The following is a 25,615-nucleotide window of genomic DNA, read 5'->3' on the forward strand; positions in this document are numbered from 1 at the left end:
TAATATTTATTGACAATTTTATTCCTTAGAATCATCTGTCTTAGCTTCTGTTTCAGTTTGAGCTTCTTCAACTTTAGTTTCTTTCTCTGCAGAAACAACTTCAGCATCACTACCACCTGATCTTCTACTTCTTCTAGTAGATTTCTTCTTAGGCTTACCAGCGTTATACAATTCGTTGAAATCAACCAATTCTATCATTGCCATATCAGCGTTATCACCTAAACGATTACCTAATTTGATAATTCTAGTATAACCACCTGGTCTATCAGCAACCTTTTCAGATACAACACTGAATAACTCAGTAACTGCATACTTATCACGAAGATTCTTGAAAACGATACGTCTGTTATGAGTACCTTTTTCAGCACTTACATTATTTTCTGCTTTTGATTTAGTAATCAAAGGCTCAATAAATTGTTTTAAAGCTTTTGCTTTAGCAACTGTAGTGTTGATTCTTTTATGTTCAATCAAAGAACAAGCCATGTTAGCTAACATCGCTTTTCTGTGGGCAGTTTTTCTACCTAAATGATTAATTTTTTTACCGTGTCTCATGTTTTAATTTTATCATCTTGCTACCAAACTCGATAGAACGAGGAGCAAAATATGATTATTTAATCTTTATCTAATTTGTATTTTGATAAATCCATTCCAAAACTTAATCCCTTGTTAATAACAAGTTCTTCAAGCTCTGTTAAAGATTTTTTACCGAAGTTTCTAAACTTCATTAAGTCATTCTTATTAAAAGAAACTAAATCTCCTAAAGTATCAACTTCAGCAGCTTTCAAACAGTTTAGTGCACGAACAGAAAGGTCCATATCAACTAATTTAGTTTTCAATAATTGTCTCATGTGTAAAGACTCCTCATCATAAGTCTCTGTCTGAGCAATTTCGTCAGCTTCTAATGTAATACGCTCATCAGAGAATAACATAAAGTGATGAATAAGAACTTTTGCTGCTTCAGTTAAAGCATCTTTAGGATGAATTGAACCATCCGAAGATATTTCAAAAACTAATTTCTCATAATCAGTTTTTTGCTCTACACGAAAGTTTTCAATACTATATTTTACATTCTTAATAGGTGTAAAAATAGAATCGACCGCTATAGTACCTAATGGTGCACCAGATTTCTTATTTTCCTCTGCAGGAACATAACCTCTGCCTTTCTCAATAGATATTTCCATATTGATACTAACTTTAGCATCCATATTACAAATAACTAAATCTGGATTTAACACTTGGTATCCAGAAATAAACTTTTGAAAATCACCAGCAGTTAATTGATTCTTACCACTTACTGAAATTGAAACAACTTCAGCTTCAGAATCTTCTATTTGCTTTTTGAAACGAACTTGTTTCAAGTTTAATATAATCTCTGTTACATCTTCAACAACGCCAGGTATAGTAGAAAATTCATGTTCTACTTTATCAATCCTAACCGAAGTTATTGCATGACCTTCTAAAGAAGACAACAATACTCGTCTTAATGCATTCCCAACAGTTAATCCATAACCAGGTTCCAAAGGGCGAAATTCGAACTTCCCTTCGAAATCAGAGGAATCGATCATTATTACTTTATCGGGTTTCTGAAAATTAAATAATGCCATAATTGGATAGGTATTGTTTATTTAGAGTATAACTCCACGATTAATTGTTCTTTGATATTTTCTGGAATCTGCAATCTTTCAGGAATTGTAACATAAGTACCTTCCTTCTTCTCACTGTTCCAAGAAATCCACTCATAAACTGCACTACTAGCAGCTAATGAATCTTGAATACTTTGTAATGATTTAGATTTCTCTCTAACACCAACAACATCTCCTGCTTTCAATGAATAAGAAGGTATGTTTACCAACTCCCCATTTACCGTAATGTGTCTGTGAGATACTAATTGTCTTGCTCCACTTCTAGTTGGAGAAATACCCATTCTATAAACCACGTTATCTAAACGAGACTCACATAATTGAAGTAAAATTTCACCAGCAACACCTTCTTTTCTTTTCGCAGTTTGGAATAAGTTTCTAAATTGCTTCTCTAAAATACCGTAAGTATATTTAGCTTTTTGCTTCTCCATTAATTGAACAGAGTACTCAGATTTCTTACCTCTTCTTCTGTTATTACCGTGTTGTCCTGGAGGGTAATTCTTTTTCTCGAAAGATTTGTCATCTCCGAAAATTGCTTCGCCAAATTTACGGGCGATTTTTGACTTTGGTCCTGTATATCTTGCCATTTTCTTTTAATTTGAAAGTGAGATTATGAATTAAGGCTTATCCTTCGATAATCGTAACTACACTTTCGGTGAAATATAATATTAATTAAACTCTTCTTCTTTTAGGAGGTCTACATCCGTTATGAGGCATTGGAGTAACATCGATTATCTCTGTTACTTCGATACCAGCATTATGTAAAGATCTGATTGCAGATTCTCTTCCGTTACCTGGACCTTTTACATAAACCTTAACCTTTCTTAAACCTGCCTCGTGAGCAACTTTAGAACAATCTTCTGCAGCAACTTGTGCAGCATAAGGTGTATTTTTCTTAGACCCTCTAAAACCTAATTTACCGGCAGATGACCAAGAAATAACATCTCCTTTTTTATTTGTCAAAGAGATAATGATGTTGTTGAAAGATGCACTTATGTGCGCCTCACCAACAGAATCAACTATAACTTTACGTTTCTTGGTAACTTTAGTACTTGCCTTTGCCATACCTAATTATTATTTAGTTGCTTTCTTCTTGTTAGCAACTGTTTTACGCTTTCCTTTTCTAGTTCTAGAGTTGTTCTTAGTACGTTGACCTCTTAAAGGCAAACCTGACCTATGACGAATACCTCTATAACAGCCTATATCCATTAAACGCTTAATGTTCAACTGAGTTTCTGAACGTAATTCACCTTCAATTACAAACTCAGAAGCAGCTTCCCTGATACGACCTATTTCATCATCATTCCAATCAGAAACCTTAGTATCTTCGCTAACTTGGGCTTTACTCAATATTTCTTGTGACCTACTTCTTCCGATTCCGAAAATATAGGTTAAGGCGATTACGCCTCTCTTTTGTTTTGGTATATCTATACCTGCGATTCTTGCCATAATTACCCTTGTCTTTGTTTAAATCTAGGATTCTTTTTGTTGATTACGTACAACCTGCCTTTTCTGCGAACAATCTTGCAGTCGGCACTTCTCTTCTTAACTGATGCTCTTACTTTCATCTTGTATCTTAGTATCTATATGTAATTCTTGCTTTAGTAAGGTCATAGGGACTCATCTCTAATTTAACCTTATCTCCAGGTAATAGTTTAATATAGTGCATACGCATCTTACCTGATATATGCGCTGTTACCACATGTCCATTCTCCAATTCTACTCGAAACATTGCATTAGATAATGCTTCGATGATAGATCCATCCTGTTCTATTGCTGCCTGCTTAGCCATAAATTATGCTACTTTTCTATTTTTACCCGTTTTCATTAAGCCATCATAATGTCTATTCAACAAATATGAATTAACCTGTTGTACTGTATCTATTGCTACACCAACCATAATTAAAAGTGAGGTGCCGCCGTAAAATAAAGCCCATCCAGCTTGAACATCCATCAACTTTACCACTATTGCCGGTAAAATAGCCAGCAAAGCTAAGAAAATAGATCCAGGTAACGTTATTAAAGACATAATCTTATCTAAATAATCTCCAGTTTCTTTTCCTGGACGAATACCAGGGATAAAACCACCACTTCTTTTAAGGTCATCTGCCATCTTATTGGTAGGAACCGTTATTGCAGTATAGAAATATGTAAAGATTATAATCAATATTGCGAATAGTAAATTATATGCCCATCCAAAAATATCACTGAATTGCACTTGCATCCATTGCCCGAATGCGGTATCATCAAAAGCACCACCTATCATACCCGGTACAAACATAATTGCTTGCGCAAAGATAATTGGCATTACTCCAGATGCATTCAACTTTAAAGGGATATATTGTCTAGAACCCATGATATTCTTCTCATATCCGCCAGAAGCTGTTCTTCTAGCGTATTGAACAGGAATCTGTCTTGTAGCCATAACTAAAAGGATACAAGCCAAAATAACCAAGAACCAAACTATTACTTCAATTAAAATGAACATTAGTCCACCATTATTATCAGTAGTTCTTGATATAAATTCTTGCACAAAAGACTGAGGCATGGTAGCGATTATACCAATCATAATCAAAAGGGAAATACCATTACCAATACCTTTATCAGTAATTTTTTCACCCAACCACATTGCAAATACAGTACCTGTTACCAATATGATAACTGCAGGCACCATAAAGTCTAAACCTTTACCTAATAAGAAAGCACTATCTCTAACACCAAAAGCTTCTAAACCATATAGGTATGCAGGAGCTTGAACAATACAAATACCGATGGTTAACCATCTAGTAATTTGATTTATAGTCTTACGACCACTTTCACCCTCTTTTTGTAATTTTTGAAGATAAGGAATTGCAATACCCATCAACTGAACTACAATAGACGCAGAGATATAAGGCATAATACCTAACGCAAAAACAGAAGCATTAGCGAACGCTCCTCCTGTAAATGCATTTAAAAGACCAAAAATACCTTGATCAGTACTATCCGTTAAACCACCTAATTGTGTTGAATCTATACCTGGAAGTACGATTTGACAACCAAAACGATAAACCAACAAAAGACCTAATGTAATAAGAATTCTATTTCTTAGCTCTTCTATCTTCCAAATATTGGATATTGTATCAATAAAATTCTTCATGCTCTCGTTTATGCTTACAAACTTATTGCTTCACCACCTGCTGTTTCAATAGCCGCTTTAGCAGTTGCTGTAAATTTATGTACTGAAATTTTAAGAGAAGCTTTTAACTCTCCATTTCCTAAAATTTTCACTAAATCATTTTTACCAACTAAACCATTCTCGATCAAAAGATCTAAAGTAACTTCATTAGTTAAAACCTTATTATCAACAAGCTCTTGTAATTTCTCTAAATTGATACCTTGGTAGTTTTTACGATTAATGTTCGTAAAACCAAACTTAGGTACACGACGTTGCAATGGCATTTGACCACCTTCGAAACCAATTTTCTTAGAATAACCAGATCTTGACTTTGCTCCTTTATGACCTCTTGCAGCTGTTCCGCCTTTTCCAGAACCCTGACCTCTTCCAAGGCGTTTTCCGTCTCTATTTACCGAACCTTCTGCAGGCTGTAGATTATTTAAACCCATTTTATTCTAAATTTAAGCCTCCTCAGTGGAAACTAAATGTTTAACTTTATTTATCATTCCAAGAATGTTAGGTGTATCATCATGTTCTACAACCTGACCAATTCTTTTTAAACCAAGAGCCTCTAAAGTTCTTTTTTGATTTTGAGGTTTCTTAATTCCACTTTTTACTTGTGTAACTTTAATCTTTGCCATAATTTTCCTCTTAACCTTTAAATACTTTTTCTAAAGAAACACCTCTTTGTGTAGCAATAGTTTTTGCATCTCTAAGTTGTAATAAAGCATCGAATGTAGCTTTTACAACATTATGTGGATTTGAAGATCCTTGAGATTTTGATAATACATCATGTACACCAACAGATTCTAATACTGATCTTACAGCACCACCAGCAATTACTCCGGTACCATGAGATGCAGGCTGTATATAAACCCTTGCACCACCAAATTTACCTTTTTGCTCGTGAGGTAAAGTTCCTTTGTTTAAAGGAATACGAACTAAGTTCTTTTTACCATCTTCGATTGCTTTTGCGATTGCAGTAGCAACTTCTTTAGATTTACCTAAACCGTGACCTACAACACCATTCTCATCACCTACAACAACAATTGCAGAAAAACCGAATGCTCTACCACCTTTTGTTACCTTGGTTACACGTTGAATACCAACTAATTTATCTTTTAAGTCTAAACCACCTGGCTTAACAGTTTCTACGTTTTTATATTTTTGGAACATACTAGTATATTAGAATTTTAGTCCTGCTTCTCTTGCACCATCAGCTAAAGATTTTACTCTTCCATGATACAAATTACCTCCTCTATCAAAAGCGACTTTATCTAAGCCAGCTTTTACAGATTTTTCAGCGATTGTTTTACCAACCAAAGCAGCAATCTCGGTTTTATTTCCTTTTGCTTTCGCGATATCCTTATCTCTTGAAGAAGCGGATACTAAAGTGACTCCTTTAACGTCGTCTATAACTTGAGCGTAAATTTCGCTGTTACTTCTAAATACAGACAACCTTGGCTTAACTGCAGTTCCAGAAGAAACCTTACGTATTCTACGTCGGATTCTTAATTTTCTTTGTGTTTTTGATAATCCCATAATATCCTTTATTAAGCTGATTTACCAGCTTTTCTTCTTAATATTTCACCTACAAACTTAATTCCTTTCCCTTTGTACGGCTCCGGACTACGGAAAGATCTAATTTTTGCTGCAATATGACCAACTAATTGTTTGTCATGAGAAGTTAGCTTTACGATAGGGTTCTTACCTTTTTCTGAAACTGTCTCAACTTTTACCTCGGCGGCAATGTTAAATACAATATTGTGAGAAAAACCTAAAGCTAAATCAAGTTTTTGTCCTTGATTACTAGCTCTGTACCCTACACCAACTAATTCTAATTCTTTGGTCCATCCTTTTGATACACCCTCAACCATATTAGTGATAAGTGATCTGTACAAACCGTGCTTTGCTTTATGCTCCTTAGAATCAGATGGCCTTGTTACGAAAGCCTGTCCGTCTTCTACTTTAACCGATACACCTGAGAACTCTTGAGTCAACTCACCTAACTTCCCTTTAACAGAAATGATATTGTCGTTGATTTCAACTGTAACTCCTTCAGGAATTGCGACTGGATTATTACCTATTCTAGACATTTTCTAAATCTTTAATCAATTAATAAACGTAGCACAAAACTTCACCACCAACTTTTTCTGCCTTTGCCTGCTTGCTTGTCATTACTCCATGAGATGTAGAAACAATAGCAACACCTAAACCATTCAATACACGAGGTAAATCTTCATTTCCTGCATATTTTCTAAGACCAGGCTTACTTATACGCTGTATTTTCTTGATAACAGGTTCTTTTGTAATCTTGTCATACTTCAAGGCTATTTTAATAGATCCTTGAACTTTGCTCTCTTCGAACTTGTAGCTTAAAATATATCCTTGATCGAATAATATTTTAGTAATCTCTTTTTTTAGATTCGACGCAGGTATTTCAACAACCCTATGTCCCGCTCTACTTGCGTTTCTAACTCTCGTTAGGTAATCTGCAATAGTATCTGTTACCATATGTATATAATTCGGAAACGGTTTTCAGCACTTAAACTAAACCTGAATCCATTAATAATTCTTTTCTTACCAGCTAGCTTTCTTAACACCTGGTATTAAACCGGCGTTAGCCATCTCTCTGAATTTTACCCTTGAAATACCAAAAGTTCTCATGTAACCTTTAGGTCTTCCAGTTAATTTACATCTGTTATGTAAACGTACCGGAGAAGCATTTTTAGGTAGTCTTTGTAACGCTTCATAATCGCCAGCTTCTTTCAAAGCTTTACGTTTTTCAGCATAAACTGCTACAGTTCTTTCCCTTTTTCTCTCACGGGCTTTCATTGATTCCTTAGCCATACTAATTCTTTTTAAAAGGTAAACCTAATTCTGTTAATAATGATTTTGCTTCCTTATCTGTATCTGCAGAAGTTACAAATGTAATATCCATACCGTTAATTCTATTGATTTTATCAATATTAACTTCAGGAAAAATAATTTGCTCTGTTACACCAAGGTTATAATTTCCACGTCCATCAAAACCTGTAGCTTTAATACCTTGAAAATCTCTAACTCGCGGTAATGCAGAAGTAACCAAACGGTCTAAAAATTCGTACATACGCTCACCTCTTAAGGTAACTTTAGCACCAATTGGCATACCTTTTCTTAACTTAAAGGCAGCAACATCTTTCTTAGACATCGTAGCAACAGCTTTCTGACCCGTTATCATAGTCATTTCATCTATTGCATGGTCAATAAGTTTCTTGTCAGCAACAGCAGCTCCTACACCTCTACTCATTACTATCTTCTCTAACTTAGGAACCTGCATTACATTACTGTAACCAAACTCTTCGGTAAGGGCAGCTACTATTCGCTCCTTATACTCTTTCTTTAATCTTGCAACGTATGCCATAACTAAATTACTTCATTGGATTTTTTGGAAACCCTAACTTTTTTACCATCCTTCATTTCGTAACCTACTCTTGTTACATCTCCAGATTTACTGTCGATCAATGCTAGATTAGAAATATGGATTAAAGCTTCTTTTTTTACAATACCACCTTGAGGATTCTTAGCACTAGGCTTCTCATGTTTAGATACCATATTGGCACCTTCAACGATGGCTTTATTTTTCTCAAGATTTACACGCATAACTTTACCTTCAGTACCTTTATGGTCACCTGCAGTAATTCTTACCGTATCTCCTGTTTTGATTTTTAACTTTTTCATCTTGTCCGTTATATTATAATACCTCTGGGGCCAATGATACAATCTTCATGAACTGCTTATCCCTAAGCTCTCTTGCTACAGGTCCAAAAACACGAGTACCTCTCATTTCTCCGGCAGGATTCAATAACACACAAGCGTTATCATCAAATCTTATATAAGATCCATCAGGTCTTCTAACCTCTTTCTTTGTACGAACTACAACAGCAGTTGAAACCGCACCTTTTTTGATACCTCCGTTTGGAGTAGCTTCTTTAACAGTAACAACTATTTTGTCACCTATTGAAGCATATCTTCTTTTGGTACCACCAAGAACACGGATAGTTAAAACTTCCTTTGCTCCTGTGTTATCCGCTACTTTTAGTCTAGATTCTTGCTGTAACATAACTTATTTAGCTCTTTCTAAGATTTCTACTAATCTCCAACATTTGGTTTTACTCATAGGTCTTGTCTCCATGATCTTTACAGTATCACCAATGTTACAATCGTTCTTTTCGTCGTGTGCAACATATTTCTTTGTCTTCAAAACGAATTTACCGTACATAGGATGTTTAACTCTTTTCACTTCCGCAATAACAATAGATTTCTCCATTTTATTACTAGTGACAACTCCTACTCTCTCTTTTCTTAAATTTCTTTTCTCCATAAAGCCCACCAGTTATTGGTTCTCCCTATTAGTTAATTCAGTAGCTAATCTTGCTACCGTTCTCCTTACTTTTCTAATCTGAAGCGGATTTTCTAACGGAGTTACAAAATGTGCCATTTTCAAATCTGCATGCTGCTTCTTGTACTCGGCCAATTTCTCCGTAAGTCCTTCCACAGACATTTCTTTAATCTCTTGTTTTTTCATTATTCCTTACGTTTAATTTACAGCCTCGTAATCACGAGCTACAATGAATTTTGTCTTAACAGGAAGTTTCTGAGCCGCTAATCTTAAAGCTTCTTTTGCTACTTCCAAAGGAACTCCTGCAACTTCGAACATAATTCTACCTGGTTTAACTACGGCAACGAAATATTCTGGCGCACCCTTACCTTTACCCATACGTACTTCTAATGGTTTTTTGGTAATCGGTTTGTCTGGAAATATTTTAATCCACAATTGACCTTCTCTCTTCATAAATCTAGTAGCAGCAATACGAGCAGCTTCTATCTGGCGTGAAGTCAAAAATGCAGCATCATCAACATTCTTTATACCGAACATACCATTTGAAAGTTGGTGTCCTCTTCCAGCAAGACCTTTCATACGGCCTTTCTGCATCTTACGGAACTTTGTTCTTTTCGGTTGTAACATTACTTTAGTTCTTTAAAAATTACTTTCTACGACGTTGTTTTCTTCCACCTTCTTGCTTACCACCTTTAGAAGAATCTTTTTGCATTCCTACTAATGGAGATAAATCTCTTTTACCATATACCTCACCTTTCATAATCCAAACTTTAATACCAAGTTTACCATATGTAGTTTGAGCTTCATGCAAAGCATAATCAATATCTGCTCTAAAGGTCGATAATGGAATTCTACCATCTTTATAAGATTCCGAACGTGCCATTTCAGCTCCATTCAATCTACCAGATATTTGAATCTTTATTCCTTCGGCATTCATTCGCATTGCTGCAGCGATTGCCATTTTAATTGCTCTTCTAAAAGAAATTCTACTTTCAATTTGACGAGCTACACTTGCTGCTACCAAATTAGCATCAAGCTCAGGTCGTTTTATTTCAAAAATGTTGATTTGAACCTCCTTATTGGTGATTTTTTTCAACTCCTCTTTCAACTTATCAACTTCCTGACCACCTTTACCTATAATAATACCAGGTCTAGCAGTTGTTACCGTTACAGTGATTAATTTTAGAGTACGTTCTATAATAACTCTTGAAACACTAGCTTTAGAAAGTCTCGCATGAATATACTTACGTATTTTATCATCCTCGGCCAATTTATCTCCGTAATCGTTACCACCATACCAGTTAGATTCCCAACCTCTAATGATTCCTAGACGATTTCCTATTGGATTTGTTTTCTGTCCCATCCTAGTTTTCTGTTATATTTTTTGACCCCAATACCAAAGTTACATGGTTTGAACGTTTTCTAATTCTATGTGCTCTACCTTGTGGAGCAGGACGCAATCTCTTAAGCATTGCACCACTATCTACTCTAATCTCAGCTACAATTAAATCAGCATCTTCTACACTTGCCTCTTCATTTTTTGCCTGCCAATTAGCCAAAGCTGAAAGCAATAATTTCTCCAACTTTCTAGAAGCTTCTTTAGGATTGAACCTTAAAATAGCTAAAGCTTGCTCTACCTTTACACCACGAATTAAATCAGCAACCAAACGCATCTTTCTAGGTGAAGTAGGACAGTTATTCAACTTAGCGAAAGCTACCTTCTTCTTCTCAGCCTTTATTCTTTCGGCCATCTGTTTTTTACGAACTCCCATAGCTTACTTTTTTCCTTTGTTTTTCGCACCTGCATGACCTCTAAAAGATCTAGTTGGTGAAAATTCCCCAAGTTTATGTCCTACCATGTTTTCTGTTACAAAAACAGGTACAAATTGTTTTCCGTTGTGAACCGCTATCGTCATTCCTACAAAATCAGGTGTAATCATAGAGGCTCTAGACCAAGTTTTGATTACTGCTTTTTTTCCGGATGAAACACTTTGTTGGATTTTCTTCTCCAAACTATAGTGAACGTAAGGTCCTTTTTTTAGTGAACGTGCCATTTCTTTCTACTTTTTTATTTCTTTCTACGTTCTATTATATACTTGTTGGTGCTCTTGGTCTTAGAACGAGTTCTGAATCCTTTAGCAGGAATTCCATTTCTCGATCTTGGATGACCACCTGAAGCTCTACCTTCACCACCACCCATTGGGTGATCGACAGGGTTCATAGCTACCGGTCTAGTTCTTGGTCTTCTACCCAACCATCTACTTCTACCAGCTTTACCTGATACAAGTAATTGATGATCAGAGTTAGATATAGCACCAATAGTAGCCATACAACCTGAAAGAATTAATCTTGTTTCACCAGATGGCATCTTAACAGTAACAAACTTACCGTCCTTTGCCATAAGTTGAGCAAAAGTACCTGCGCTACGCGCCATAATAGCACCTTGACCAGGTCTTAACTCAATACATGAAATTATAGTTCCTAGAGGAATTTCACTCAAAGGCATTGCGTTCCCTATCTCAGGAGCAACAGTTAATCCAGATGAAATCTGTTGATCAACCTGCAATCCGTTTTGAGCTACAACATAACGCTTTTCGCCATCCGCATATTCCAAAAGAGCAATAAATGCAGTTCTATTTGGATCGTATTCAATAGACTTAACAGTAGCAAGCACATCTTGCTTATCTCTCTTAAAATCTATTACACGATACCTTCTTTTATGACCTCCACCTTTTTGGCGTATGGTCATCTTTCCTTGACTGTTTCTACCTCCCGACTTTTTTAACGGAGCAAGCAAGCTTTTCTCCGGCTTATCAGCAGTAATGGCGTCAAATCCATTTACTACTCTAAAACGCTGTCCTGGAGTGATTGGTTTTAATTTTCTAACTGACATTTCTTGTCTTTATAGATTACTGTAAAAATCGATAATATCACCTTCTACTACATCAACAATTGCTTTTTTAATAGCATTTGTTTTACCATGTTGTACACCAGTTTTTGTATATCTGGATTTTCTTGATGGACCGTAATTCATTGTACGAACCTTCTTCACAGAAACACCATAAGTAGCTTCAACTGCATCTTTAATCTGCAACTTATTAGCCTTAGGGTTAACTACGAACCCATAACGGTTATTCAACTCGCTATCAGCAGTCATTTTCTCCGTTATAATTGGTTTTATTAACACACTCATGATATTATTGTTTATTTAAATTCGATTCAATCCCCTCTAAAGAGCTCTCTAACAATACCACACTATTAGCATGAAGAATTTTGTAAGTACTTAATTCTGAGTTAGTTATAACTTCTGAGCCTTTAAAATTACGCGAAGACAAATATACACCTTTATTTGAATCACCCAACACTATTAAAGACTTTTTATTTTCAAGACCTAATGTCTTCAAAACTTCGATAAAATCTTTAGTTTTTGGAGTATCAAAATCGAAGTCTTCAACTACTAAAATTGCATTTTCTTTTGTCTTCAAAGACAATGCAGATTTTCTTGCCAAACGCTTCAAGTTTTTATTTAACTTCTGAGTATAATCCTTAGGTCTAGGTCCAAATATTCTACCACCACCTCTAAAGATTGGCGATTTAATACTACCTGCTCTTGCAGTACCCGTACCTTTTTGTTTTTTAATCTTTCTAGTACTACCAGCGATCTCAGCTCTTTCTTTAGCTTTGTGCGTTCCTTGTCTTTGATGAGCTAAATATTGCTTAACATCTAAGTAAACTGCGTGATCATTAGGCTCTATAGCGAAAACATCATCAGAAAGGTTTGCCTTTCTACCTGTGTCTTTTCCTTTAATATCTAAAACTGCTATTTTCATTACATCTACCTTTGTATAGTTACATAAGCATTCTTATGGCCCGGAACACAACCTTTTACTACTAAAAGATTCTTCTCTGGAACTACTTTTAAAACCCTAAGGTTCTGAACCGTTACACGATCAGTACCCATTCTACCAGCCATCTTCATACCCTTGAATACTCTTGCTGGATATGATGCAGCACCAATAGAACCAGGAGCTCTAAGTCTGTTATGCTGACCGTGAGTTGCTTGACCAACCCCTGCAAAACCGTGACGTTTAACAACACCTTGAAAACCTTTACCCTTAGATGTACCAATAACATCTACGAATTGACCTTCAGTAAAAACATCTACACCTACGGTGTCACCTAATTTAAAATCACCTTCAAAATCTTGGAACTCAACGACCTTTTTCTTAGGAGAAGCACCTGCTTTTTTAAAATGGCCTAATTCAGCCTTATTAGCACGAGTTTCTGCCTTGTCATCGAAACCAAGTTGAAGGGCACTATACCCGTCGACCTCTTCGGTTCTGACTTGGGTAACTACACATGGTCCAGCTTGTATAACGGTACATGGAATGTTCTTTCCATTCTCGTCAAAAATACTGGTCATGCCTACTTTCTTTCCTATTAACCCAGACATACTTATTTATATTAATTATTACTTATTAAATTCTATACAAAAAAATAGGGTCAAAATAATTTAACCCTAAATTATTTTTTCCGTTTTTCCCTCGCACGCAGCTTAGGACATGTAGTCTAGCCCATAAATGAGCTAAACAATTAATTACACCTTAATCTCTACTTCTACACCACTTGGAAGCTCTAGCTTCATAAGTGCATCAATAGTTTTAGATGAAGAGCTATAGATATCCAATAATCTCTTATAAGAACTTAATTGGAACTGCTCTCTTGATTTTTTATTCACGTGAGGTGAACGCAAAACTGTAAATATCTTTTTATGCGTAGGTAAAGGAATTGGTCCTGTTACAACAGCACCGGTAGTCTTTACCGTTTTTACAATCTTTTCAGCAGATTTATCCACTAAATTGTGATCGTAAGATTTTAGTTTTATTCTAATTTTCTGACTCATGTCCTAAATTTATGCTGTTATACCTTTTGCTGCCTTAATAACTTCCTCTGAAATATTAGAAGGAGTTTCTGCATAGTGTGAAAATTCCATTGTTGAAGTAGCACGTCCTGAAGATAAAGTTCTAAGAGATGTTACATATCCGAACATTTCAGATAATGGAACAGTACCTTTAACAACTTTGGCACCAGCTCTATCACTCATATCACCAATAGTACCTCTACGTCTATTTAAATCTCCCACGATATCACCCATGTTTTCTTCTGGGGTGATAACTTCCAATTTCATAATCGGCTCCATGATAACGGCACCAGCAGCTTTACCAGCAGCTTTATACCCCATTTTTGCAGCTAATTCGAACGAAAGTGCATCAGAATCCACAGCGTGGAAAGATCCATCCTTAAGTACAACTTTCATTGTATCCATTTCATACCCAGCCAACGGTCCGTTTTGCATAGCAACATTGAAACCTTTTTCTACAGATGGAATGAATTCCTTTGGTATACGACCACCTTTAATCTCATCAACAAACTGAAGACCTTCTCCTTTGAAATCCTCATCAGCAGGACCCATCTCAAATACAATATCACCAAATTTACCACGACCACCAGATTGCTTTTTATAAGTTTCTCTGTGAGATGCCGTTTTAGTTAAAGCTTCTTTGTATTCTACTTGTGGTTCACCTTGGTTTACTTCAACCTTGAACTCTCTTCTTAAACGGTCAACAATAATATCTAAGTGAAGCTCACCCATACCAGATATAATTGTTTGCCCTGAAGCTTCATCAGTTTTCACCTGGAAAGTTGGATCCTCTTCAGCTAATTTAGCCAAAGCCATACCTAACTTATCAACGTCTGCCTTAGTTTTAGGCTCAACAGCAATACCAATAACTGGCTCAGGGAAATCCATGCTCTCCAATACAATTGGATGCTTTTCATCAGACATGGTGTCACCAGTCTTGATATCCTTGAAACCTACAGCCGCACCAATATCGCCCGCTTCGATATAATCAATAGCATTTTGTTTATTAGAGTGCATTTGATAAATACGTGAAATACGTTCCTTTTTACCTGAACGGTTATTCAATATATAAGAACCAGCATCTAAACGACCAGAGTAAGTTCTGAAAAATGCCAATCTTCCAACAAAAGGATCAGTAGCAATTTTAAAAGCCAAAGCCGCAAAAGGCTCTTTTACACTAGGCTTACGTTTTTCAACCTCACCCGTATCAGGGTTAGTTCCCTCAATCGCCTCTTTATCTACAGGCGAAGGTAAATATCTACATACAGCATCCAATAAAAACTGAACACCCTTATTCTTAAATGAAGAACCACAAATCATTGGAATGATTGCACGATCCATAACAGCAGCTCTTAAAGCAGCATGCACTTCATCTTCTGTGATAGAGTCTTCATCTTCGAAGAATTTCTCCATCAACTCCTCATCATATTCTGCAACAGCTTCAATTAAGGCAGCTCTATACTCCTTAACTTCGGCTTTCATGTCCTCAGGAATGTCAATTACGTCAAAAGTAGCACCAAAACCTTCTTCGTGCCATGTAATTGCTCTGTTCTTAGCTAAATCAACTATACCTCTAAAATCAGCTTCGTCACCGATAGGAAGTACAATTGGAACTGCATTAGAACCCAACATTTCTTTAACTTGCTTACAAACCATAAGGAAGTTAGAACCTTGACGGTCCATCTTGTTCACAAAACCAATTCTTGGAACCTTATAGTTATCAGCCAATCTCCAGTTAGTTTCTGATTGAGGCTCAACACCATCAACAGCACTAAACAAGAAAACCAAACCATCCAAAACACGTAATGATCTGTTTACCTCTACAGTAAAATCAACGTGCCCCGGTGTATCTATTATATTAAAGTGATAATCCTTAGTATTATCAAGCTCCTTTGCATTCTCTAAAGGAAACTTCCAAGTACAAGTAGTAGCAGCAGAAGTAATAGTAATACCTCTTTCCTGCTCTTGCTCCATCCAGTCCATAGTAGCAGCACCATCATGAACTTCACCTATTTTATGACTAACACCCGTATAAAAAAGAATACGCTCTGTTGTCGTAGTTTTACCAGCATCAATGTGCGCAGCAATACCTATATTTCTTGTAAATTTTAAATCTCTTGCCATTTCTATTTAGAATCTAAAGTGCGAAAATGCTTTGTTAGCCTCAGCCATCTTGTGCGTATCGACTCTTTTCTTAACAGCTGCTCCTTCTTCTTTTGCTGCTGCTAAAATTTCTCCAGCCAATTTTTGAGCCATCCCTTTCTCATTACGCTTTCTTGCATAACTAATCAACCACTTCATAGCTGTTGATATTTTTCTGTCCGGTCTGATCTGCATTGGAATTTGAAATGTTGCACCACCAACTCTTCTACTTCTAACTTCAACATGAGGCATAACATTACTCAATGCATCCTTCCAAAGCTCTAAAGCTGTTTTTTCTTCATCAGTTTTTTTAGCATCTACGATATCTATTGCATCGTAAAAAACACCAAAAGCTACTGATTTTTTACCATCCCACATCATCATATTAACGAAACGTGTCACCAACTGATCATTAAATCTTGGATCTGGTAAAAGTGGTCTTTTCTTTGCCTGTTTTTTTCTCATTACTTCCTTTTAAACAAGTTTAATTAATTTTTAGGACGTTTCGCACCATATTTAGATCTACGTTGTGTTCTACCGGCCACACCTGCTGTGTCCAATGCACCACGTACAATATGATACCTTACTCCTGGTAAATCTTTAACTCTTCCGCCTCTTACTAATACTATCGAGTGCTCTTGAAGATTGTGACCCTCTCCTGGAATGTAAGCGTTCACTTCCTTACCGTTCGTTAACCTTACCCTTGCTACTTTTCTCATAGCTGAATTTGGTTTCTTTGGCGTGGTAGTATAAACACGTGTACAAACACCCCTTCTTTGAGGACACGAATCCAAAGCAGCCGATTTACTCTTCTTAGTAATCGTCTCTCTTCCTATTCGTACTAATTGTGATATTGTTGGCATACTATAATGATATATAAAAATTACCCCTACTTTAAGGGTCGGCAAATGTAGTAATATTTCATTATAATTCAAACCCTTATGCACTTATTTTTATTTTTTTTCTAATAACTCATTTCCTACCCCGAATTATCACTTATCAAATTTTAACAAGTAGAGTTGTCATAATCACCAAGCACATTTATTTATCTATTCTATTAAAACGCAAGGTTTTAATAGAATTTTCTAATTATTATGAATATAAAAAAAATATATGCACATAATTGTTCAAGTATTAATAAAAACCTTGCGTAATCTTCAATATCACAATTCTTAACATATTCTTAAAATTTTATTAAAATACCTTAGCCTTGTTAACATATTATTAAGAATTTCACCACGAACTAACTCAAATAATTTAAATATGAAAACAAAACTAAATCGATTGTTAACACTAATACTGGTGCTAGTCGTGCATATTTCTTTTGCACAGCAAAAAGAGATCACCGGCACAGTATCAGACCAAAATGGACTACCACTACCTGGGGTAAACATAATTGTACAAGGAACAACTAATGGAACACAAACTGATTTTGACGGAAACTACTCTATACGTGGCGCAACTGGTCAAACTCTACTATTTACTTACATAGGGCAAAAAACTGCCAGTAAAGTAATCGGAACAAGTTCATCCATAAGCATTCAAATGGACGAAAGTGCAGAGACGTTAGATGAGGTTGTAGTAACCGCATTAGGGGTTAAAAAAGAAACAAGAGCTGTTGGTTATTCCGTACAAGCTGTTAGTTCTGAAACCATTAGTAAATCAAATGCAAATGATGCTTTATCCGCACTAGCCGGTCAAGCAGCAGGCGTCAAGATTACAAGCGCATCAGGTTCTGCTGGAGCAGGTACAAGGATCGTAATTAGGGGGCAAACATCTCTTTCTGGGGACAACCAAGCATTAATGATTGTTGATGGCGTTAGAATGAACAATTCGCAGAACAATTCAGAAGGTAGAACTGCTGGTGTAGCAGGATCTAACAGAGGAATGGACATTAACCCTGCTGATATTGAAACTATCAATGTTTTAAAAGGTGGTGCAGCAGCAGCGCTTTATGGTGTTGATGGTGGTAACGGAGTTATCGTAATTACAACTAAAAAAGGAGCTCCTGGAAAATTAAAAGTAAATGTAAGATCAAATCTTACCTTTTCCAAAGCAAATAAATTTCCTGAACTTCAGAACACTTTTGTTCAAGGTAGCGGAGGAGTATGGGCCGGACCTGAAACTGGAACTTCGGGAAGTTGGGGACCAGACAAAGCTAATTTATTCTGGGATGGTTCTGATTACGCATATGACAATAATGGTAGAATAGTTGAAGGAAACACGACAGGAAACCTTACTCCTTTCACACCTTATGATGTATTTGAAGTTTTCCAAACAGGAATAACAACAGAAAACTCATTCTCAATATCTGGTGGTGGAGACAATACAACATTTCGTTTAGCTTATGGAAAAACTTCAGAACAAGGTATTGTCCCAAAAAATGATTTTGATAGAAACACGTTGAATTTCTCAGGATCTGCAAAAGTCAATGACAAGTTTTCTATTAACATGTCCGGTACGTATACCAATTCTAGTTCATACAGAATACAACAAGGCAGTAATACTTCTGGGTTAATGTTGGGTTTATTAAGAACACCTATATCATTTGACAATAGTAATGGATTCGCGAATGCACAAAATGAAGTATCTTCTTATGAATTTGAAGATGGTTCACAAAGAAATTATCGTGGTGGTGGTGGTTACGATAACCCATACTGGGTTATTAATAATGCCCCATACACTGATGAGGTAAACAGATTTGTTGGAAGTGTAGGCATTAATTACACAATTGCAGATTGGATAAATTTTTCTGGTAACGTAGGTATTGATACTTATGCTGATGATAGGGTACAGTTTTTTGATATTGGATCAAGAACCAATACAGCTGGAGCTCTTATTTTAGATAATTATGCGTATCGTCATACGGATAACTACTTTAACTTTAATGGTAACGTAGATATTTCAGAAGATTTAAATTTTGGCTATTTACTAGGAACCAACATCTATTCTGAAGAACAAAAAGTAACTTATGTTGAAGGTTCTGACCTAGGAATTAAAGGATTTAACAATATAACCAATGCTGCTACTGTTCAAAGTGACTATGATGTATTCAAAACAAAAAATGTTGGTTTTTATGGTCAATTAGACTTTGGTTATAAGAGAATGTTATATTTAACAGTTACAGGAAGACAAGATTATCTTTCGACATTAGAAGATCCTGAAAATTTTTCCCTTAAAAGTGTCTCTTTATTTTACCCATCAGCAAGTTTAGGTTTTGTATTCAGTGAATTAACCGGAACAAATGATTTCTTATCTTTTGGTAAACTAAGAGCTTCTTGGGCACAAGTAGGAGCTGGCGCTCCATCATCTTATGCTACATCTACAGCATATGAAACTGCAGATATAGGAGATGGATGGTCTACCGGAATTACTTTTCCTTTCAACGGAACTGCTGGTTTCCAAATTAACGATGATTTAGGAAATAATACATTAAAACCATCTACAGTAACATCTGAGGAACTAGGTTTAGATTTAAGACTATTTAAAAATAGACTTACATTCGATGCTGCTTATTACCATAGACTTGCAAAAGACCAAATATTAGCTGTTCCAATTGCAAAATCTACGGGTTATGATTCAAGTTTCTTGAATTCAGGTGAATTAGAAACAACTGGATTTGAAGTTACTTTGAATGCTAAAATAGTAGATGGCGCAAACTTTAAATACAACCTAGGTATCAACTTTGACAAAAGTGAAACCATAGTGAATTCATTAGCAGACGGTGTTGAAAGTCAGTTTTTAGGAGGTTTTGTAGCTTATAATATTCCTGGAGAGCGTTTTGGTCAAATATATGGCGGTTCTTTCTTAAGAGATGATGCTGGTAATATCGTTATCGATGATGACCCAACATCTGGTAATTACGGATTACAAATTGCTGACCCTGAACTTAGAGTTATAGGAGATCCAACACCAGATTTCACTTTTGGATTCAACAACACATTTACATACAAAAACCTATCACTAAACTTCTTATTAGAATGGAAGCAAGGTGGAGAAATGTGGAATGGTACAGATTGGGCACTTAGCTTCTTTGGACGTTCAAAAATTACAGAAAATCGTGGAGAAACTTTAGTAATAGAAGGTGTTAAGCAATCTGATGGTTCCGCCAATGACATTGTTGCAACATTAGACGAATATTACTATGCAAGTAGTGGCCTAAGTGGTTTCGGTAGTGTAGATGAGGCTTTTGTTCAAAGCACATCTTGGTTACGTTTAAGAACACTAAATTTATCTTACGACCTAACAAGCGCTATTAATAGTGATTTCTTTGATAATGTTAGTTTAACTTTTACAGGAAACAATCTTTGGTTGGAAACCCCTTATACAGGTGTAGATCCAGAAACAAGTTTAACTGGAGCTGGAAGTAACGCACAAGGAGTGGACTACTTCAACAATCCAGGGACTAAATCTTACGGTTTAGGTATTAATTTAACATTCTAAAAAATAAAGTAATCATGAAAAATATATTATACAAAGGATTATTTTTATCGTTATTAGGCATTACAATGTCTTGTGATCCGTTTCTAGAAGGAACAAACGAAAACCCTAATGACCCAACAGCAGTTTCATCGGCAGCTATATTGCCAACAGTACAGCTTTCACTCGCTTATAACTACAATGCTAATTTCTCTCGGGTATCTAGTATGTGGGTACAACAAGTTGAAGGTCTGGACCGTCAATGGGCAGGATTTAACAGTTATACGACTGTAGCCTCTGACAGAAGTGGAGATTGGTCGGATTTTTATGTAGATGTTATACAAAATGCTAATATTATAATAGAGCAATCCACAGAAGATGGTTACAACCATTATGTAGGTTCTGCGCAAGTTTTAAAGGCCTTTTCTTTAATGGTCATGACCGATTATTGGAATGACATACCATATACTGAAGCTTTTGCAGGAGTAGAGAACTTACAACCAGTTTATGATTCGCAAGCATCTATATATGCAGAGGTTCATTCCTTATTGTCTATTGCAAGATCAAACCTTGCTGCGTCAGATGGTGGTTTAGCCCTATCAGGAGATCTTATTTACTTTGGAGATACCTCCTTATGGATTAAAGCAGCTCATGCTATTGAAGCTAAAGCATATTTACACGAAGGCTTAGTAAGTGCCTCTAATTATAGTGCAGCATTAACATCTATTGAAAATGCTTTTGACTCTAGCGCGGATGATTTTAAATTCGCTTTTGGAACAGGAGCAGCAACAGCATCTCCATGGTATCAATTTAACCGTGATAGAGGTGATGTTGGTTTTAATTCTACCTTAGGAGATGTTATGGATGGCTTAGCAGACCCTAGAAGAGATATATACGATGGTAATGATGAGGATACATTCTTAATTGAATATGATGAGCATGAATTTTTCACTATAGATCAAGCGGTAGATATGGCAACATTTACAGAATTAATGTTTGCAAAGGCAGAATGTCTTTTGGCAACTGGTGGTTCTCAAGCTGATATTAGCGAAGCATACTTTACCGGTATTGAAAGTTCGTTTTCTAGCTTAAGTCTAGATGCCGAATATGCTACATATATTGCACAAGTAGAAGTATCACCTGCAACGCTTACTTTAGAAGATGTTATAACTCAAAAATGGATAGCGCTATACGCTAACCCAGAATGTTATAGTGATTGGAGAAGAACTGGTTTACCATCTTTAACACCTGTTAGTGGTTCTGCAATACCAACAAGATTTTTATACCCACAAACAGAATTGGATCTTAATCCGAATGTTCCATCTGTAACTTTATTTGAAAAAGTAGATTGGGATACTAATTAATAATATGCTTATACAAAACATTAAAAAGCCTGTAAAGAAATTTACAGGCTTTTATTTTAATTACATTTTTTCTACATAAAACACCCTGTTAAAATCCTCAAAATATTTTTAAAGGACATGTTAAGGCTCATACAATTTTCGATCTGAATAAAACGCAGGTATTTACAAGTTTTTCTGAATTATTATGAATATCTCAAAAATATAGCTGCTGAATTATATAACTTTAGATTAGAACCATGTTTTATCTGTAACTTCTGATTTTATCACAACTTCTTAAAATTTTATTAAATTTATCTTGCATTATTAACACATTATTGTGAAGTTTGTCGCTAGCTAATTCAAATAATTTAAAAATGAGAACAAAACTAAATGGATTGTTAACGTTACTTTTAGCGTTAGTTGTGCATATTTCTTTTGCACAACAAAAACCAGTATCCGGTACGGTTACTGATCAGGGAGGGCTTCCTTTGCCCGGAGTTAACATTGTAGTCGAGGGTACCACAACCGGTACACAATCGGATTTTGATGGTAACTTTACTATTTCGGCCTCTCAAGGTCAAACATTGTTATTTACCTACATTGGACAAAAAGCAGTTCGCCAAGCAGTTGGCGCATCAAGCACTGTTAATGTAGTAATGCAAGAAGATGCTCAGGCACTGGAGGAAGTAGTTGTTACAGCCCAAGGTATTAAAAAGTCAAAGCAGGCATTAGGATATGCCGTTTCGGAAGTTAGTGAAGAACAACTTGAAAATAGAGCTGACGGAGACGTTGGTAGAATTCTTTCAGGTAAAGCATCTGGTGTAAACATTACATCTCAAAGTGGTCTTTCAGGTTCTGGAACTAGTATCGTAATTAGAGGGCTTAGTAGCTTTAGTGGAAGTAACCAACCTTTATTTATTGTTGATGGTGTTCCTTTTGACAGTGGAACAAATGGACAGGCACGTAATGGTGATGACAGTAGTTTTGTTGACGGTAACAACGGATCAAGTAGATTCTTGGACTTGGACCCTAACAACATCGCTAGTGTAAATGTATTAAAAGGTCTTGCTGCCGCAACATTATATGGTACCGCTGGTCGTAATGGTGTAATATTGATTACAACAAAAAACGGTGCGCCTGGAACAGGTGGTGTTAAAAAGAATGAAATTACAGTTAGTAGTTCTTTATTCTTTAATGAAATTGCATCCTTACCGGATTACCAAGATGAGTACGGTAATGGTTTCGATCAAGCTTTTGGTTGGTTCTTTAGTAACTGGGGACCAAGTTTTAATGAAGATGGTATTTCCGGTTGGGGAAATCAATCTGCGATAGATGAAAACGGAACTTTAGCACATCCATATTCTACGTCAACCTCTGCAATTCAAGCAGCTTTTCCTGAATTACAAGGAGCGCGTTATGATTGGAAACCTTATGATAGTGTTGAAAACTTTTTTAGAACAGGTGTGGTAAAAACCAATTCTGTTAACTTTAACGGTTCCTCTGAGGACGGAAAAGTTTCATACAATGCAAATTTTGGTCATCTAGATGATGAAGGTTTTACACCAGGAAACAATTTACAGAGGTATACTTTAGGTATGGGTGGTAGAGCTATTTTATCAAATAAATTTACAGTATCCGGTACAATGAACTTCTCTAATACCAATTTCAAATCACCACCAGTTGCCGCTAGTACAGGTAACAGTGTTTTTGGTGATGGCTCATCGGTATTTGCGAACTTATTTTATACACCTCGAAGTATCGATATTTTAGGTTTACCATACGAAAGTCCAATTGACGGAAGTAGTGTTTATTATCGTCAAAACAATAGTATACAACATCCTTTATGGACTATTAACAACGCAGTAACACAACAAATTACTAACCGTGTATTTGGTAATGCTGCATTACAATATACAGTTAATGACAATTTAAGTCTTACTTACAGATTTGGTTTAGATGTATATTCTGAAAACAATATCAATTCTCAGAATAAAGGTGGTGTAGGCGGTAGTGTTGCTACACAGAGTGGTATATTACAAACTTGGAACAATACGAACACCATACTAGACCACAACCTTATTCTGACCGGGCAATATGAACTTTCAGAAAAAGTAGGTTTTTCCTTTAACACAGGTGCTACCTCAAGAAGGGAAGTATTTGACCAAAATGGAGTTGCTAGTTCTGGACAAAATGTATTCGGAGTATTAAGACACTTTAACTTCGGTCTACAAGATGAAATTCAATTTTTTACGGAAAGAAATATAGTTGGTTTATACGGTCAATTAGATTTTGATTATGATAGAATGGCATACTTAACACTTTCTGGTAGAAATGATTATGTTTCAAACCTTTCAAGCGAAAATAACTCAATCTTTTATCCAAGTGCAAGTGTATCAATCATACCAACGAAGATATTTCCAGGCTTACAAAGTCAAAACGGAATTAATTATATTAAATTAAGAGCTGGATATGGTACATCAGCAAACTTTCCTACGGAATATCCTGTAGCCTCTACTCTAGATCTAGATACTCAATTTTTTCAAAATGGATCAGGTCAAGATGTAGTTGCTAATACTAGTGCAGATGACTTAGGTAATCCATTGTTAAAACCAGAATTACTATCTGAAATCGAAGTAGGTATAGAATCTAGATTTTTTAATAACAGATTATCTTTAGATGTTTCCTATTACGACAGAACAACAACAGATTTGATTATTAATAGACCTTTAGATCCGTCAACCGGTTTTACAGATACACAGACTAACATTGGAGAAATAAAATCCAATGGTGTTGAATTGGATGCAACCCTTGCACTTTTTAGATCAGAACAAGAGGGAGGATTCAATTGGAATGTAAATGCCAATTGGACCACCAATGACTCTGAAGTAACAGACTTAGGAACTGACACCGATATTGTTGTATATTCTGGATTTACGAATTTAGGAAACGCAGCAATCGTTGGAGAGCAATTAGGTGTAATCGTTGGTAGTAGAATTCAACGTTCGGAAAGCGGAGAATTTTTAGTCAATGATGCTGGTGATTACGTTGAAGAAGAAGGAACTTTTGTAATAGGAAACCCTAATGCAGATTGGTCTTTAAACATTAGTAATTCAATGCAATTCAAAAACTTTTCATTTAATTTCTTATTAAATTACACACAAGGTGGTGATATATATAGTAGAACTGTTTCTACCCTATTAGGACGTGGTTTGACAACGGATACCGTAGATCGTGAAAACACTTTCATTTTACCAGGTGTTCTAGCAGACGGTAGTCCTAACACACAACAAATCAACAACTCTACCTTCTATTTTAATAACATTTTATTTGGTCCAGATGAATTAGGTATCTATGATGCCTCAGTAATTAGATTACAAGAGATATCATTAGGGTATTCTTTACCTTCTAAATTTTTGGATAAGACTCCATTTGGAAGTCTAAGCTTTACACTTTCTGGATTTAACTTATGGTATAATGCCATTAACATTCCAGACGGAACTAATTTCGACCCTAACGTAGCAGGTGTTGGTGTTGGTAACGGTACTGGATTTGACTACCTGAACGGTCCTAGTTCTAAAAGATATGGATTGAGTGTTAAAGCAACATTTTAAT

The 25,615-nt window shown here is 35.8% G+C and carries 35 protein-coding genes; 3 read left to right on the top strand and 32 right to left on the bottom strand.

The window, feature by feature from the left end:
* Positions 1-18: 18 nt before the first annotated feature.
* The 32 genes from rplQ to rpsL form a co-directional block, all read right to left on the bottom strand.
* Entirely contained in the window at positions 19-552 is a 534-nt protein-coding gene (gene rplQ, locus Q0871_RS08490; protein ID WP_299321046.1) for a 50S ribosomal protein L17, read from the bottom strand.
* A 59-nt stretch (positions 553-611) separates the two neighbouring features.
* Positions 612-1,604 (bottom strand): DNA-directed RNA polymerase subunit alpha, encoded by a 993-nt coding sequence (locus Q0871_RS08495; protein WP_073242624.1) that lies wholly within the window; start codon positions 1,602-1,604, stop codon positions 612-614.
* 17 nt (positions 1,605-1,621) lie between these two features.
* On the bottom strand, positions 1,622-2,227 hold the full coding sequence (rpsD, locus tag Q0871_RS08500; RefSeq protein WP_073242622.1) for a 30S ribosomal protein S4: 606 nt from the start codon (positions 2,225-2,227) through the stop codon (positions 1,622-1,624).
* A gap of 85 nt (positions 2,228-2,312) precedes the next feature.
* Complete coding sequence (rpsK, locus tag Q0871_RS08505) at positions 2,313-2,705, bottom strand: 30S ribosomal protein S11 (RefSeq protein ID WP_027064807.1); 393 nt, start codon at positions 2,703-2,705, stop codon at positions 2,313-2,315.
* Positions 2,706-2,714: 9 nt separating this feature from the next.
* Positions 2,715-3,089 carry a 30S ribosomal protein S13 gene (gene rpsM, locus Q0871_RS08510; protein WP_073242620.1) on the bottom strand — a complete coding sequence of 125 codons (375 nt, stop codon included), beginning with the start codon at positions 3,087-3,089 and terminating at the stop codon, positions 2,715-2,717.
* A gap of 2 nt (positions 3,090-3,091) precedes the next feature.
* Entirely contained in the window at positions 3,092-3,208 is a 117-nt protein-coding gene (gene ykgO, locus Q0871_RS08515) for a type B 50S ribosomal protein L36 (RefSeq protein WP_013305171.1), read from the bottom strand.
* A gap of 8 nt (positions 3,209-3,216) precedes the next feature.
* Positions 3,217-3,432 (bottom strand): translation initiation factor IF-1, encoded by a 216-nt coding sequence (infA, locus tag Q0871_RS08520; RefSeq protein WP_013305172.1) that lies wholly within the window; start codon positions 3,430-3,432, stop codon positions 3,217-3,219.
* A 3-nt stretch (positions 3,433-3,435) separates the two neighbouring features.
* Entirely contained in the window at positions 3,436-4,779 is a 1,344-nt protein-coding gene (gene secY, locus Q0871_RS08525) for a preprotein translocase subunit SecY (protein WP_073242618.1), read from the bottom strand.
* Between the two features lie 14 nt (positions 4,780-4,793).
* Positions 4,794-5,246, bottom strand: a complete 453-nt coding sequence (rplO, locus tag Q0871_RS08530) for a 50S ribosomal protein L15 (protein WP_299321067.1) — start codon at positions 5,244-5,246, stop codon at positions 4,794-4,796.
* 12 nt (positions 5,247-5,258) lie between these two features.
* A complete protein-coding gene (gene rpmD / locus Q0871_RS08535; protein ID WP_027064811.1) occupies positions 5,259-5,438 on the bottom strand; it encodes a 50S ribosomal protein L30 in 180 nt (59 codons plus the stop codon).
* Positions 5,439-5,448: 10 nt separating this feature from the next.
* Complete coding sequence (gene rpsE / locus Q0871_RS08540; RefSeq protein WP_058103817.1) at positions 5,449-5,973, bottom strand: 30S ribosomal protein S5; 525 nt, start codon at positions 5,971-5,973, stop codon at positions 5,449-5,451.
* A gap of 9 nt (positions 5,974-5,982) precedes the next feature.
* On the bottom strand, positions 5,983-6,339 hold the full coding sequence (gene rplR / locus Q0871_RS08545) for a 50S ribosomal protein L18 (protein WP_073242612.1): 357 nt from the start codon (positions 6,337-6,339) through the stop codon (positions 5,983-5,985).
* Positions 6,340-6,350: 11 nt separating this feature from the next.
* Positions 6,351-6,893: a 50S ribosomal protein L6 gene (rplF, locus tag Q0871_RS08550; RefSeq protein ID WP_299321075.1), complete on the bottom strand. Its 543-nt coding sequence runs from the start codon at positions 6,891-6,893 to the stop codon at positions 6,351-6,353.
* 19 nt (positions 6,894-6,912) lie between these two features.
* Entirely contained in the window at positions 6,913-7,311 is a 399-nt protein-coding gene (gene rpsH / locus Q0871_RS08555; RefSeq protein ID WP_299321077.1) for a 30S ribosomal protein S8, read from the bottom strand.
* A 66-nt stretch (positions 7,312-7,377) separates the two neighbouring features.
* Entirely contained in the window at positions 7,378-7,647 is a 270-nt protein-coding gene (rpsN, locus tag Q0871_RS08560; protein WP_027064816.1) for a 30S ribosomal protein S14, read from the bottom strand.
* A 1-nt stretch (position 7,648) separates the two neighbouring features.
* Positions 7,649-8,200 (bottom strand): 50S ribosomal protein L5, encoded by a 552-nt coding sequence (gene rplE / locus Q0871_RS08565; protein WP_036152150.1) that lies wholly within the window; start codon positions 8,198-8,200, stop codon positions 7,649-7,651.
* A 2-nt stretch (positions 8,201-8,202) separates the two neighbouring features.
* Complete coding sequence (gene rplX / locus Q0871_RS08570) at positions 8,203-8,517, bottom strand: 50S ribosomal protein L24 (protein WP_073242606.1); 315 nt, start codon at positions 8,515-8,517, stop codon at positions 8,203-8,205.
* A 13-nt stretch (positions 8,518-8,530) separates the two neighbouring features.
* Complete coding sequence (gene rplN, locus Q0871_RS08575; RefSeq protein WP_027064819.1) at positions 8,531-8,899, bottom strand: 50S ribosomal protein L14; 369 nt, start codon at positions 8,897-8,899, stop codon at positions 8,531-8,533.
* 3 nt (positions 8,900-8,902) lie between these two features.
* Positions 8,903-9,160 carry a 30S ribosomal protein S17 gene (gene rpsQ, locus Q0871_RS08580; protein WP_027064820.1) on the bottom strand — a complete coding sequence of 86 codons (258 nt, stop codon included), beginning with the start codon at positions 9,158-9,160 and terminating at the stop codon, positions 8,903-8,905.
* A 12-nt stretch (positions 9,161-9,172) separates the two neighbouring features.
* Positions 9,173-9,364, bottom strand: a complete 192-nt coding sequence (gene rpmC, locus Q0871_RS08585; RefSeq protein ID WP_036152146.1) for a 50S ribosomal protein L29 — start codon at positions 9,362-9,364, stop codon at positions 9,173-9,175.
* 12 nt (positions 9,365-9,376) lie between these two features.
* On the bottom strand, positions 9,377-9,805 hold the full coding sequence (gene rplP / locus Q0871_RS08590) for a 50S ribosomal protein L16 (RefSeq protein WP_073242604.1): 429 nt from the start codon (positions 9,803-9,805) through the stop codon (positions 9,377-9,379).
* A gap of 19 nt (positions 9,806-9,824) precedes the next feature.
* Complete coding sequence (gene rpsC / locus Q0871_RS08595; RefSeq protein ID WP_073242602.1) at positions 9,825-10,541, bottom strand: 30S ribosomal protein S3; 717 nt, start codon at positions 10,539-10,541, stop codon at positions 9,825-9,827.
* 1 nt (position 10,542) lies between these two features.
* The gene (rplV, locus tag Q0871_RS08600; RefSeq protein WP_027064824.1) at positions 10,543-10,950 is read right to left on the bottom strand and encodes a 50S ribosomal protein L22; all 408 of its coding nucleotides are present in this window, start codon (positions 10,948-10,950) and stop codon (positions 10,543-10,545) included.
* 3 nt (positions 10,951-10,953) lie between these two features.
* Positions 10,954-11,232 carry a 30S ribosomal protein S19 gene (gene rpsS, locus Q0871_RS08605; protein WP_027064825.1) on the bottom strand — a complete coding sequence of 93 codons (279 nt, stop codon included), beginning with the start codon at positions 11,230-11,232 and terminating at the stop codon, positions 10,954-10,956.
* A gap of 14 nt (positions 11,233-11,246) precedes the next feature.
* A complete protein-coding gene (gene rplB, locus Q0871_RS08610; RefSeq protein ID WP_027064826.1) occupies positions 11,247-12,071 on the bottom strand; it encodes a 50S ribosomal protein L2 in 825 nt (274 codons plus the stop codon).
* A 9-nt stretch (positions 12,072-12,080) separates the two neighbouring features.
* Positions 12,081-12,371 (bottom strand): 50S ribosomal protein L23, encoded by a 291-nt coding sequence (gene rplW, locus Q0871_RS08615; RefSeq protein WP_027064827.1) that lies wholly within the window; start codon positions 12,369-12,371, stop codon positions 12,081-12,083.
* A 4-nt stretch (positions 12,372-12,375) separates the two neighbouring features.
* Complete coding sequence (gene rplD / locus Q0871_RS08620) at positions 12,376-13,008, bottom strand: 50S ribosomal protein L4 (RefSeq protein ID WP_027064828.1); 633 nt, start codon at positions 13,006-13,008, stop codon at positions 12,376-12,378.
* A gap of 5 nt (positions 13,009-13,013) precedes the next feature.
* Positions 13,014-13,631, bottom strand: coding sequence for a 50S ribosomal protein L3 (gene rplC, locus Q0871_RS08625; protein ID WP_027064829.1), 618 nt, complete (start codon positions 13,629-13,631; stop codon positions 13,014-13,016).
* A gap of 144 nt (positions 13,632-13,775) precedes the next feature.
* Positions 13,776-14,081, bottom strand: coding sequence for a 30S ribosomal protein S10 (gene rpsJ / locus Q0871_RS08630; protein ID WP_007094989.1), 306 nt, complete (start codon positions 14,079-14,081; stop codon positions 13,776-13,778).
* Positions 14,082-14,090: 9 nt separating this feature from the next.
* Entirely contained in the window at positions 14,091-16,223 is a 2,133-nt protein-coding gene (gene fusA, locus Q0871_RS08635) for an elongation factor G (RefSeq protein WP_027064830.1), read from the bottom strand.
* A gap of 6 nt (positions 16,224-16,229) precedes the next feature.
* Entirely contained in the window at positions 16,230-16,706 is a 477-nt protein-coding gene (rpsG, locus tag Q0871_RS08640; RefSeq protein WP_282049290.1) for a 30S ribosomal protein S7, read from the bottom strand.
* A 23-nt stretch (positions 16,707-16,729) separates the two neighbouring features.
* Positions 16,730-17,104 (bottom strand): 30S ribosomal protein S12, encoded by a 375-nt coding sequence (gene rpsL, locus Q0871_RS08645; RefSeq protein WP_027064832.1) that lies wholly within the window; start codon positions 17,102-17,104, stop codon positions 16,730-16,732.
* Positions 17,105-17,504: 400 nt separating this feature from the next.
* Between rpsL and Q0871_RS08650 the strand changes: the two genes are divergently transcribed.
* The 3 genes from Q0871_RS08650 (at position 17,505) to Q0871_RS08660 (ending at position 25,614) form a co-directional block, all read left to right on the top strand.
* Positions 17,505-20,684, top strand: coding sequence for a SusC/RagA family TonB-linked outer membrane protein (locus Q0871_RS08650; RefSeq protein ID WP_299321117.1), 3,180 nt, complete (start codon positions 17,505-17,507; stop codon positions 20,682-20,684).
* 14 nt (positions 20,685-20,698) lie between these two features.
* Positions 20,699-22,024 carry a SusD/RagB family nutrient-binding outer membrane lipoprotein gene (locus Q0871_RS08655; protein WP_299321120.1) on the top strand — a complete coding sequence of 442 codons (1,326 nt, stop codon included), beginning with the start codon at positions 20,699-20,701 and terminating at the stop codon, positions 22,022-22,024.
* A 353-nt stretch (positions 22,025-22,377) separates the two neighbouring features.
* Positions 22,378-25,614 carry a SusC/RagA family TonB-linked outer membrane protein gene (locus Q0871_RS08660; protein ID WP_299321123.1) on the top strand — a complete coding sequence of 1,079 codons (3,237 nt, stop codon included), beginning with the start codon at positions 22,378-22,380 and terminating at the stop codon, positions 25,612-25,614.
* Position 25,615: the final 1 nt, after the last annotated feature.

The organism is uncultured Maribacter sp. (genome assembly GCF_947500985.1).
Classification (GTDB): Bacteria; Bacteroidota; Bacteroidia; order Flavobacteriales; family Flavobacteriaceae; genus Maribacter.